The 12,199-nt window shown below is 36.0% G+C and carries 13 protein-coding genes and 1 pseudogene; 3 read left to right on the top strand and 11 right to left on the bottom strand.

Annotation, left to right across the window (positions count from 1 at the left end; translation table 11 throughout):
• Positions 1–528 precede the first annotated feature (528 nt).
• The 5 genes and pseudogenes from AC3WTI_RS15440 to AC3WTI_RS15420 all read right to left on the bottom strand — a co-directional run.
• Positions 529–729 (bottom strand): annotated as a pseudogene (locus tag AC3WTI_RS15440) (bifunctional 3-deoxy-7-phosphoheptulonate synthase/chorismate mutase); the annotation flags it as partial.
• A 65-nt stretch (positions 730–794) separates the two neighbouring features.
• Positions 795–1,277: a DUF2247 family protein gene (locus AC3WTI_RS15435; protein ID WP_087957213.1), complete on the bottom strand. Its 483-nt coding sequence runs from the start codon at positions 1,275–1,277 to the stop codon at positions 795–797.
• Positions 1,278–1,369: 92 nt separating this feature from the next.
• The gene (locus tag AC3WTI_RS15430) at positions 1,370–2,386 is read right to left on the bottom strand and encodes a CamS family sex pheromone protein (RefSeq protein WP_097840842.1); all 1,017 of its coding nucleotides are present in this window, start codon (positions 2,384–2,386) and stop codon (positions 1,370–1,372) included.
• Positions 2,387–2,503: 117 nt separating this feature from the next.
• Complete coding sequence (ytxJ, locus tag AC3WTI_RS15425; RefSeq protein WP_048531822.1) at positions 2,504–2,830, bottom strand: bacillithiol system redox-active protein YtxJ; 327 nt, start codon at positions 2,828–2,830, stop codon at positions 2,504–2,506.
• Complete coding sequence (locus AC3WTI_RS15420; RefSeq protein WP_097840843.1) at positions 2,830–3,342, bottom strand: DUF948 domain-containing protein; 513 nt, start codon at positions 3,340–3,342, stop codon at positions 2,830–2,832. The genes ytxJ and AC3WTI_RS15420 overlap by 1 nt, the downstream gene beginning before the upstream one ends.
• A 187-nt stretch (positions 3,343–3,529) precedes the next feature.
• Between AC3WTI_RS15420 and AC3WTI_RS15415 the strand changes: the two genes are divergently transcribed.
• Positions 3,530–4,645 (top strand): aminopeptidase, encoded by a 1,116-nt coding sequence (locus tag AC3WTI_RS15415; protein ID WP_000654739.1) that lies wholly within the window; start codon positions 3,530–3,532, stop codon positions 4,643–4,645.
• A gap of 300 nt (positions 4,646–4,945) precedes the next feature.
• Here AC3WTI_RS15415 and AC3WTI_RS15410 read toward each other — a convergent pair whose 3' ends face one another.
• From AC3WTI_RS15410 to AC3WTI_RS15400, 3 genes are all read right to left on the bottom strand, one after another.
• On the bottom strand, positions 4,946–5,350 hold the full coding sequence (locus tag AC3WTI_RS15410; RefSeq protein WP_097840845.1) for a PH domain-containing protein: 405 nt from the start codon (positions 5,348–5,350) through the stop codon (positions 4,946–4,948).
• A gap of 76 nt (positions 5,351–5,426) precedes the next feature.
• Entirely contained in the window at positions 5,427–5,918 is a 492-nt protein-coding gene (locus AC3WTI_RS15405; RefSeq protein WP_097840846.1) for a GNAT family N-acetyltransferase, read from the bottom strand.
• Entirely contained in the window at positions 5,915–6,463 is a 549-nt protein-coding gene (locus AC3WTI_RS15400) for a GNAT family N-acetyltransferase (protein WP_087957218.1), read from the bottom strand. Before AC3WTI_RS15400 ends, AC3WTI_RS15405 begins: the two co-directional genes overlap by 4 nt.
• Before the next feature lie 145 nt (positions 6,464–6,608).
• Between AC3WTI_RS15400 and AC3WTI_RS15395 the strand changes: the two genes are divergently transcribed.
• Both AC3WTI_RS15395 and AC3WTI_RS15390 read left to right on the top strand, forming a co-directional pair.
• Positions 6,609–6,953 (top strand): PadR family transcriptional regulator, encoded by a 345-nt coding sequence (locus AC3WTI_RS15395; RefSeq protein ID WP_001971083.1) that lies wholly within the window; start codon positions 6,609–6,611, stop codon positions 6,951–6,953.
• Entirely contained in the window at positions 6,950–7,612 is a 663-nt protein-coding gene (locus AC3WTI_RS15390) for an HAAS signaling domain-containing protein (protein ID WP_097840847.1), read from the top strand. Before AC3WTI_RS15395 ends, AC3WTI_RS15390 begins: the two co-directional genes overlap by 4 nt.
• A 54-nt stretch (positions 7,613–7,666) precedes the next feature.
• Here AC3WTI_RS15390 and murC read toward each other — a convergent pair whose 3' ends face one another.
• The 3 genes from murC to AC3WTI_RS15375 all read right to left on the bottom strand — a co-directional run.
• Positions 7,667–8,977, bottom strand: coding sequence for a UDP-N-acetylmuramate--L-alanine ligase (gene murC, locus AC3WTI_RS15385; protein ID WP_000219466.1), 1,311 nt, complete (start codon positions 8,975–8,977; stop codon positions 7,667–7,669).
• Positions 8,978–9,229: 252 nt separating this feature from the next.
• Positions 9,230–10,348 (bottom strand): nicotinate phosphoribosyltransferase, encoded by a 1,119-nt coding sequence (locus AC3WTI_RS15380; RefSeq protein WP_087957220.1) that lies wholly within the window; start codon positions 10,346–10,348, stop codon positions 9,230–9,232.
• Between the two features lie 61 nt (positions 10,349–10,409).
• Positions 10,410–12,199 (bottom strand): DNA translocase FtsK (locus AC3WTI_RS15375; RefSeq protein WP_492304377.1); only part of this gene is annotated, 1,790 nt, incomplete at its 5' end.

Here is a 12,199-nt window from a genome sequence, read left to right as displayed (position 1 = left end):
CTCATCGCACACTCCTTCTATTTTTGTTATCTATTTTTATGTATCGGTTACTTGAATGAAAAAAAGACATCAACTCTATTTGCAGATGCCACCAATCGTCCCGAGTTCTTCCTTTTACTAATGATACGATAAAAACGCAGGCTCATACAATATTTTCCCGCAAAAGTTTCGAAAAAATTCGCTTCTTTTCTCGTATTTTCGTATTTTTTATGAAAAAAAGGGCATTTTTTGTAAAAATATAGATATCTCATATGTAGAAACCTTATTTTAAGCGGTACATTAGTAAATGAAATTTATATTAGAGATGTTTCAAATATATCGACCGCAACTCAAAATATATGAGCGATTTTCCAATTATATCGACTTACCGACAGAAAACGACAATGATAGTCATTTGATGTGCTCTGGATTTGAGCTGGCAATAGAAAGTCACATCGCCCTGTAGAATGCGTTATATCGACAAAGACAGATGTAAATATGTGTCTTTCTTTAAAATCGGCACAGCGGAAACATGAAGCGTATTACACATCGATTTTTCATTGCTTCAGAAAATTGATGTACTTGTTCATAACTTTCTACTGTGCATGGTCCCATAATAAAAAGCAGGTTTCCATCACCATTAATTTCAACAATCGTATCTTCTTGTGACTCTAAACGAGCTTGGAAAGTATGTTATAACATCTAGGCTTCAAATGGTCCATTATTATTCTCTGCGACTACATATAGCATAACTTACCTTCCCGTTTCAGAAACTAATTGTAAGTCACGATCTATTTATTGATATTTTGTATATATTAGCATTTAAATCTCGATTCCTCTAATTTTAAAAATTTTTCAAACCTATTTACTATATCTTCTTTCGTAGTTGGAACTTCTTGAGGCATATAATTAACAAAACTCACCATATCTTCTGGGTAGTGATGCTTTCCATAAAACTCTGCAATTTCATTTAATAATTCATTATCTTCTTTACATCTTTCTTTTATTTCAGATAAACAAACAAATATTAGTTTTCTTTTCTCCTCTATTAATATTGTGCTTTCTTCATCTAATTGAGGAAAATAATTAGTTTTTATTTCTAACAACACCTTACTTAAATCTTCATTAGAGACTCCCCATGTAAGTTCACTAACAAACCCGCTTTCATCACCAATTCCCATCAATTCTACCGCATAATCAGAAATAACGTCTTTACTAAAATAATTTCCTTGGATGCCTACAAAAATAGTTTTCCAATCATACTTAATATGTTTATTTTTTAAATCTTTTAAGTTCATATGATTTCCCTCTTACTTTTTGGAATTTTATTTGGCTTACCCTTCATAAAAGCATTTCCAATAAAAAAAGACAGTTTAAGCACTGTCTTTTTTTACAAGAAGGAAACGAACGGTTTATCGCTGTTTTTCTCTTTTATAATAATTGCCTCAATTTTATTCTCGGACTTTATCTGCAATTGTACTTTCGCATCTTTAGGTAATTTTTCTAACATACTTTGAGCAGCCAATTGGGTAAGAGCCATTAATTCTGTTTTACCATTATATTTAATAACAATATTCATATTTAATGTATCCATTTGATTTTTCTTATAAGACACTTTAGCATTGACTGGAATGTAATCTCCAGAAGAAAACTTTTTTATTGCCTCAGCGAATTCAGTTATTTTTGTATTATCTTCTCCATGTGTTTTTGTAAATTCATCAGAAGGATATGAATATGCTTGCTCATCGATTGTACTCCAATTTCCAAGATTCGTATCGTTCTTTTGAACGGTAGCACTAGCAATATATGTACCATTTTTTAAAGAACTCGTACTTTCTTGCTTAAAGATCGCAAACGTAATTGGAGATTTGTTATACTTGTCATTTTTATTGATAGCTTCTATAAGTTGTCCAGCAACTTCAGTACCCTTAGACATTGCTTCTTCATTTGATACAGTTGACGACATTGCTAACCCAATCACAACACCAGATAAACTTAATTCATTTGAATTCTGTTTCCCGAAATAGTCTTGCTCTATAATATTTGTCAAAACTGGCGCTTCCACTTTCGCGACTAGCTCATCAACTAACTTCTCAGGGATATACTGATTTAATTGTAGTACGTGATTTTCTGTATCAAATTTCTCTTTTGCAATATTCATTAAACCATTTTCATACTCTGCTAAATCTAATTTAGAATTTGTTTTTATATTAGCTGTATTGATAACCTTTTGTTCTTTTAAAGGAATTACAGTTCTATAATAATCTTTAGAAACAGCAGTTCTCGGAATCATACTTTTTTCTTTCGTATCTTTCTGTATAACTTCATCCTTCTTACTAATCGTATCATTACTACAAGCTCCTAGTAATAAACTTACGACCGCGAAGGATAATGCCATTTTCTTCATTACTTAAAACCTACTTTCAACAATCTAGTTATTTAATTTGAACTAATAACAGTGTACCATTAAATATATTTCAACAAAAACAAAAAAAAGAAGCAAGCACCTTTAGCTTGCTTCTTTTTACTTAATATTCTCTTCTAAAGCGGCTTTTTTAATGTTCCAATGAGACGTATTCCATACTACCATCCCATCTTTTATGTATAACACTTGCGGTGATTCATGTTTAATGCTGTACTGCTCCGCAACACGATTCGAAACATCTCTCGCATCCTGTACGTATAAGTAATACGCTGGTACCGCTCTTTCTTCACTACAATACGCTTGAAATTCTGTATAGGCACCATGACTAATCGGGCATGTCGTACTATGTTTAAAAAGAACATAAGGTTCGTTTTTTTCTACTAATACTTCAAGCTCTTCAATTGTTTCAACTTTTGTCATATTCATCACGATTCACCTCTCATACGAAGTTTAGAGCGCTTCTCTTTCTTTTCAGCTTTTTTCTCAAGTCTTTCTAATTTACGCTCTTCTTTTTCAACCTTTTTCTCTTGTCTTGACGCACGATAATGGTTGTATACTTCAATTGCTGCGCTACTCCACTGTACAACTTGCGCTACTTTATCCGCATTATTTTCAATTTCGTCCGTAACAGACTCTGATACATTACGAAGTTTCGTATTTAAAGAATGGATTGTCGTTCCAATTCCATCTACACCAGATACTACTTTATTTAACGATTGTGACTTCTGTTGAATGTCATCAGCTAACGCATTTGTTTTATGTAATAATTGCTCCGTCTCTACGCTAATCCCTTGCATTTGCTTTTCTAAACCTTCTAACGTGCTTGCAACGTTTTCTAACGTCTTCTGAACCGATAACAACGTTCTGCATACATACACTACTAATACAGCGAAAGCAACCGCGATAATAGCCGCACTTACATATAAAAGAACTTGCATTTCATCACTTCCTTTATCTTTTTCTTACTTTCTCCTATTATACAATCATTTTCCGTTTCGTTCTAATCCCTATCTTTTCATTAGAATTTTCATACTTATTCGTTAACTTTAACATAAATGATTCAACAAATTCCACTAAGTAGGTTACAATAGAGGAGGATACATAATTAGTAGGGAGGCTTTACATATGAAAGATCCACGCATTGAAAAGTTAGCATACAATTTAATTAACTACTCTATCCGCTTACAAAAAGGCGAAAAAGTATTAATTGAAAACTTTGGCTTACAAAAAGAACTTGTAACTGCACTTGTAAAAGAAGCATATGCAGCTGGTGGTTTCCCATTCGTTTCTTTAAAAGATCATCAAGTAGATCGCTCTTTATTAATGGGTGCTACTGAAGAACATTTTGAACAAATCGCTGCATATGAAGCAAGCGTAATGAAAGATATGGACGCTTATATCGGTCTTCGCTCTGGCGATAACATTAACGAACAAGCTGACGTACCAAGTGAAAGAATGCAAATTCACGGTCAAACAGTTGGTAAAAAAGTTCATAGAGACATCCGTGTTCCGAAAACACGCTGGGTTGTGCTTCGCTACCCAAATGCTTCTATGGCGCAGCTTGCTAAAATGAGCACTGAAGCTTTCGAAGACTTCTACTTCGAAGTTTGTAACTTAGACTATGGCAAAATGGATAAGGCGATGGATAGCCTTGTTACATTAATGAATAAAACAGACAAAGTTCGCCTAACTGGTCCTGGAACTGATTTAACATTCTCTATTAAAGACATTCCAGCTATTAAATGCTCTGGTCATTTAAACATTCCAGACGGTGAAGTATATTCTGCACCAGTTCGCGATTCTGTTAACGGTACAGTTTCTTACAACACACCATCTCCTTACAACGGTTATACATTTGAAAATGTACAACTTAAGTTTGAGAACGGTCAAATCGTTGAAGCAACTGCAAACGATACAGAACGCATTAACAAAATTTTCGATACAGACGAAGGTGCACGCTACGTTGGTGAGTTCGCAATCGGCGTAAACCCATACATCTTACATCCAATGGGAGACATCCTATTCGATGAAAAAATCGATGGCAGCTTCCACTTCACTCCTGGACAAGCTTACGACGATGCATGGAACGGCAACAACTCGAACATTCACTGGGATTTAGTATGCATCCAGCGCCCTGAATACGGCGGCGGCGAAATTTACTTCGACGACGTACTAATCCGTAAAGACGGACGCTTCGTTGTGCCTGAATTAGAAGCTTTAAATCCAGAGAACTTAAAATAATAATAAAAACGCTCGGGATGTTCTCCGAGCGTTTTTCTATTAATACTGTAATAAATCTTTCGCCACACCTTCTGGCACTTTAAAACTCATTTTCTTATTTTTCATTTTTAATCCTCCTGTACTACATAGAGCTACTTTTCTCACCTTTTGTTTGCTAAAAATGAAAATAATATAAAAGCGCCACTGCAATAGTACCTATTAATATCGGTACATATAAGGGCAGATCCCATTTCATATATCCCCTAGTGCAAATAACAATCACCAGCAATATTTCCAAACAAAACAAAGGTTTTACATATTTCATTTCTTACCTGCCATTTCTATTTTTACATTTGGATTCTCTTTCTCAATAAGCCCCAAAAATTCATTCATATCTTGCGGCATCGCAACCATATGTACTTTATACGCATTCGTCGTAATTTCAAGATTTTTCCCAACTTGGCGAATGATTCTTATCTCTTTCAATACGATATCGTCATTTAAAATACCATACTTTAATACACCATTTTCTACTTTATGCTGTTTAATAAATACTTCCCAAACGAGTGGTACATTTACAAGGAAGCATAAACCCATTCCAATTAACGCTGACATCCACTGTTCTTTATTTGCGATAATCATGACGAGCGGATATACAAACATAAAAGCTAACGTGAGACAAACGAAAATGACTACCGATTTACTTCTTTGAATCGGAATGTTCATACACGCACCCCTAACCTAAATTACACCACTTTTTCCATTTTAGTTCATAAAAAAAGGCCATTTCGGAATGACCTTCTTAAACAATATATCTATAAAATTTCTTATCCACCTGTAACACTGGAAAACTTTTTGGCAAATCTTCTATATCAACACTTTCAAAACCATTCTTTTCATAAAAGCGATGCGCGGCTAAAAACTTCACTGTCGTTCCTAAGTAAATATCTTTCAGCTTTTTATTCTCAGCCCACGAAATTGCTGTTTGGAGCAACTTATGTGATGCACCCCACTCTTTTCCGCGAAATTCTTGTTTCACGAACATTTTTCTTAGCGCTACTTGCTGATTCTCAATATCTAATAAAGCTACTGTTCCAACTACTTTCCCATTATGAGTTGCAACCCAAAAGTTTCCATAATCTCTTTGATAGAACGTTTCTATTTCAAGTAAGTCTGGCTGCTCTTCTTTCGTAATGGGAACATTGTACTCTTTTTGCTGAATATGAACGATAAGATCTACTACTTCATCTTGAAACGCACTTTCATACGGAATAATGCGTATCTTCTCGTTCATCGAATCTCCTTCCATTCTGAAGCTAGTAAACTATATACAGCGATATCATGGAAATGATCATATAGCCATTCATCATCTCTTAAAATACCATCTAACTTAAATCCTAAACGCTCTGGAATAGCACGGCTTTTCACATTTTCAACACCGCATCTAATTTCCATTTTATTTAATTTTAAATTATCAAATGCATAGTGAAGTACAGCCTTCACACTACGCGTCATAATGCCTTTCCCGCCAGCATCTTCTGCAAGGTAATATCCGAGACTCGCCGCTTTCTTCCCCCAACTTACCGGATGAATGCCTACCATCCCAACAAGCTTTCCTTTATAGCGTATGCCACTTTCAAAACCGTCTCCCTCTGCAAACTTCTTTAACCACATCGGACAAATCTCATCATACGCACCAGCAGATTTCATCCCATCCACCCAAGGAAGCCATCTTCGTAAATGATTACGGTTTTGGTTTATTAATTGATATAGTTCCTCTTTATGATGCTTCTCTAATAACTGTAATTCGATTTCATCGTCTACTTGAAGTGTGAACATGTTTTTTAGCTCCCTTTTAGTTTTCTTATTATTCTAACACTTACAGATGTAAATTGTTAAATATTCACACTTTATTTTAAATTTTATATATGAACAACTACTATATATGATTGATATCTAGATATGAATCATATATAGTTAAAGTATGGAAAAAAATGATAATTTTATAATTCAATTACGTAAAGGTGTTTTTGATCTCGCTATTTTGTCCTTAATAGGTAAACAACCTATGTACGGATACGAAATTACAAGTGCATTACAAGAAATCCCTGTATTTCATATCCCCAATGGCTCGATTTATCCTATATTAAATCGAATCACGAAAAACAATTGGGCTGTTTCCTATTGGGAAGAGTCTGGTGATGGCCCAAAAAGAAAATACTATCGTATTACAGACGAAGGGAGAGAAATTTTACATAATCGCTTACATGATTATGATGCCGTGTATCAAGCTCTAATGTTACTAGCTAAAGGAGAGGATAAAAAATGAACAAAGAACAATTCTTTGCAAATGAACTCATAGCTTCTTTCTTACATGACCTTCACAAAGGTTTAATGAAATTACCTACGCCAGCAAGAGAACAACATGTGCTAGAAATCAAATCCGATTTATATGAAAATGCATTACGTAAAGAAAGCGAAGGAATACCATTAGAAGCCATTCCTTCACAAGTGATTGAAGAATTTCTTCCTCCAAAAGAATTAGCAAAGGAAATTGCAGTAGAATATACAGGCGTTATTGAAGAAGCACAGCAATCTACAAATACATTTATTAAATATTATTCTGGCCTATCTATCGGTCCACTTGGCGCTCTATCAGTGCCTATTGTACTAGGCTTCATCAATATTTCAGCTAATTTGCCATTTGTACTAGCTTTTATAGCAAGTAACATTTGGTTCATCTGTAGAGAAAACCATTGGAATACAGACTTATTAAAATACTTTAAAACAATAATTTCCATTAGCTCAAGGCTTTTAATCGCCCTTCCGTTTACTTTTTTCGCAATTCGCATCATCATAACAAAACAATTCGATATGTTTTCATTCTATTATTTAATTGGATATGTACTTTTTAGTTCACTATATATCTTTTTATTAAAGCAACTATACAAAAAGAATAAACAATATCAACAGCTCAACGCTTTTTAAAATATATCGAACACAACAAAAAAAGACGCACAGCTAAGCTATGCGTCTTTTCTATTACTTCTCTGCAACTTGAACTTCTTTTACGTAAGCTGCTTCGAATTTTTGGATGTCTCCTGCGCCCATGAAAATGAGAACGCCGTTTTTATGTTTCTTTAATACATCCGTTGTTGTATCTGTAATCAGTTCTGCACCGTCAATACGCTTTTGCAGATCTTCGATTGTTAATTCACCTTTGTTTTCGCGTGCTGATCCGAAAATATCACATAAGTATACTTGGTCAGCTTTACTTAAGCTTTCAGCGAACTCATCTAAGAACTTTTCTGTACGTGAGAATGTGTGTGGCTGGAATACAGCGACAACTTCACGCTCTGGATGTTTTTGACGAGCTGCTTCAATCGTTGCATTAATTTCTGTCGGATGGTGTGCGTAGTCATCGATAATAACTTGCTCTCCCATCGGCTTTTCATTAAAGCGACGTTTTACGCCTTCAAAAGTTGTTAGTTGATGCTTAACTGCTTCTACATCAACGTTTTCATAATGGCAAAGCGCAATTACTGCTAATGCATTTAATACGCTGTGGTTGCCGTATCCTGTAATTTTGAACGTGTCATAGTACGTATTACGAACAAATACATCGAAAATAGTACCATCTGTTCTCTTTTGAATGTTACGTGCTTGGAAATCATTATCTTCTCCAAATCCATAGAAAATAACAGGTACTTTCGCTTGAATTTTTTGAAGTTCTTCATCATCTCCACATGCAATAATGCCTTTTTTCACTTGCAATGCCATCTCTTGGAATGCACTGAATACATCATTGATATCTGTGAAATAATCTGGATGATCAAAATCAATATTTGTCATAATCGCATAGTCTGGATTGTAAGACAAGAAATGACGGCGATACTCACAAGCTTCAAATACAAAATACTTACTATTTTCTACCCCATGCCCTGTTCCATCTCCAATAAGGTAAGATGTAGGGTGTGCACCTTGCATTACATGGGCTAACAAACCAGTTGTTGATGTTTTTCCATGCGCACCAGTTACAGCAACACTTGTGTATTGGTTCATAAGATCACCTAAGAAGTGATGGTAACGATGTACTGGGATGTTTAATTCTTTTGCTGCTACAATTTCTTCATGCGTATCAGGAAATGCATTTCCTGCAATAATCACTTGTCCTTCTTTTACATTACTTTTATCAAAAGGAAGGATCGAGATATTACGCTTTTCCAACGCTGTTTGTGTAAAGAAACGCTTTTCATAATCAGACCCTTGAACAGTATGCTTCATGTCATGAAGAATTTGCGCTAATGAACTCATTCCTGTTCCTTTAATTCCTACAAAATGGTAAACTGTCATCTTAAAGAACCTCCAACATTTCGAACTAATACAACGGCCTATCTATAAGACAGTATATGAATCTTTTCTTATTTTGGTAATCATCATACATTTTTGATGTAGTGAAGTTATTCTTCCCTTCACTTATCAGGATAAACTCGTACGTACTTCTTTTTTATGTCCATAACAAATCCATTATAGCAAAAAAGAAGCCGCTATACTATGATAACAGAAAAACTGATAGGGTCAATCACCTATCAGTTTCTCTCTCTTTTACATATCTTCTCTTTTTTCTAATTGAACACGCTCTAAACGTGGGTTTGGACGATATTTACGACCAGCTTTCGCTTCTGGTTTTCCATTTAATTCTACGTTATCACCAGTAAAGCCAATATTCATTTTTAATAAGCTACTTCCTACTCCGTATATATCAACAGGTACGTTTTGAGCTTCAAATTCACGAATACGCTTCTCATCAAATCCACCGGTTACAACGATGTCTACATGCTGGAATCCTTCTTCATCAAGAGCTTTACGAAGTGCGAATACAAGCGATGGGTTTACACCACGTGGATCAAATGTTCCAAGTACTTCTGGGTGACGAATGAAGTATTGATCAATCATCGTGCGTGACGTATCTACACGTACACCTTTTAATGTTGATCCAAATTCACGCGCTACGCGAAGTGCATCTGTAATGACATCATTGTTGTAATCAATTAATACAACTAGTTCATCTTCTGGGAATTTCTTATGATATGCCTTCGCCGCTTCCACAACATCACCATTAAACATTTGAATTAATGCGTGAGGCATTGTCCCCATACCACTTTTGCCCCACCATTCATTCATCGCATGCGTCGCTTGTGCGCTCATACCTCCGATGTATGCTGCATAACCATCACCAGCTTGTTGTGTATAATGATCGTCACGGTCTCCCATGAAAATAACCGGTTTTTCTTTATCTACGCTACGCGCAGCTTGGACAACGTTATATACGTTTGTCGCAACCGATGTACGACGAGCTAAAATCCCATCAATGACACCTTCTAAAAATCCGAAATTTTCATAAGGGCCATGAATTGTTAACACTGTTTCAAACGGACTAATATTATCGCCATCTTTTAAAGAGTTAATTTCAAGTTCCTCAGGATTTTTAGCGAATGTTTGTAGCAATGCAATCACTTCATCTGTTCCACAAAGAACTGCATTTTCCTTTTGGAAAAATTGCATCGTCACAACACTTTTCGGGCGAAATTCTTCAATGATTTCTCTAGTCTTTAAAAAGTAAACGGCAGAGAACCAACCTTCTCCAACGCGTTCGTCAAATTTAAATGTTCTATTTGTTAGTCTATTTATTTCACCTTTTAATTTTAATTCAATTTCTTTCATGTCGCTTTACTCCCTACTTTACTATCCAACATTTTCTCTTAGTATACAGCAAAACCGTTTACTATACATTTGTTTCCTGCATAGCAGCGAATTCATCCTCAGAAATAAGGACATCTCTTGGTTTCGTTCCTCTTCCCTCAGAAATAATCCCTTGCGATTCCATCTCTTCAATGAGACGTGCCGCGCGATTATAACCGATGCGGAATTTTCGCTGTACAGAAGATGTGGACGCTCCCCCTTGTTCTACAACAAATTGACATGCATCAAAGAACAATTCGTCTTCCGACTCAGCCTGTTCTGTTTTCGCTAATAAATCCTCTTGCTTAAATAAGTAATTCGGCTTCATTTGCTTTTTCACATGATCAACTGTCTTTTCAATCTCATCATCCGATACATATACACCTTGTACACGAACAGGCTTAGATGTACCGTTCCCTAAGAATAACATATCACCGCGGCCAAGTAATTTCTCCGCGCCACCAATATCGATAATCGTACGCGAATCAACTTGAGATGATACAGTAAACGCAATACGCGTTGGAATGTTTGACTTAATTAAACCTGTAATAACATCTACAGATGGACGCTGCGTCGCTACTAATAAATGAATACCACAAGCACGTGCTTTTTGTGCAATACGACAAATCGCTTCCTCAACATCACCAGGTGCTACCATCATTAAGTCAGCTAACTCGTCAATAACGATAACGATATAAGGTAATGTCTCTCCCGGAATTTCTCGCTCACTTACAATCGTATTGTAACGAGTTAAATCACGAGCACCTGCGTGTGCAAACAATTCATAACGGCGCTCCATTTCTTCAACCGCCCACTTTAATGCTGCTGTCGCTGCTTTTACATCCGTAATAACAGGTGCGACAAGATGCGGAACAGAATTGTATGGTGCAAGCTCAACCATCTTCGGATCGATTAACATTAACTTCACTTCATGTGGTTTCGCTTTATATAAAATACTCGTTAAAATTGCGTTAATACACACACTTTTACCAGAACCTGTTGCACCCGCAATAAGTCCATGTGGCATTTTTCGAATATCCGTTACAATTGGATCTCCTGAAATATCAAGCCCTAGCGCAACCGTAAGCGGTGATTCGCTCTTTGTAAACACAGGACTTCTTAAAATTTCACGAAGAAATACTGGCTTACTTTCTTTATTTGGAACTTCGATTCCAATCGCACTCTTCCCTGGAATCGGTGCTTCAATACGAATATCTTTCGCTGCTAAGCTTAATTTAATATCATCACTTAAATTTGTAATTTTATTTACTTTCACACCCGGGTCTGGCTGTACTTCAAAACGAGTTACTGCTGGACCTTGCGATACATTAATAACATGTGCGCCAACATGGAAATTATTAAACGTTGTATCTAATAATTCTTTCTGTTCATCCAACCATTCTGTATTATCTAACGCTGCTTGCTGCGGAATCGATAGCAATGTTAATGGCGGAATTGCATATGTCGGTGGTGTTTGCAATACATTTCGCATATCGTTCTCTCTTTGATTTACAACATATGCTTTCTCTTGTACTTCCGTACTTGAAATTGGCTTTTGTACTTGCTCTACCACTACTTGCTGCACTGGGCGTTCTTCTACTTGTGGTTCTACTGTCACTTGTTGCACTGGTTGTTCTTCCACTCGTGATTCTGCCATCACTTGCTGCATTAGCTTTTCTTCCACTTGCGGTTCTACTACCACTTGCTGTACAGGTGTTTCTTCCACTCGCGATTCTACCACCACTTGCTGCATTGGCTTTTCTTCCACTTGCGGTTCTACTACCACTTGCTGTACAGGTGTTTCTTCCACTCGCGATTCTACCACCGCTTGCT

It is taken from the genome of Bacillus sp. EB106-02-03-XG38 (assembly GCF_058792175.1).
This window is presented reverse-complemented; position numbering and strand designations above follow the sequence as displayed.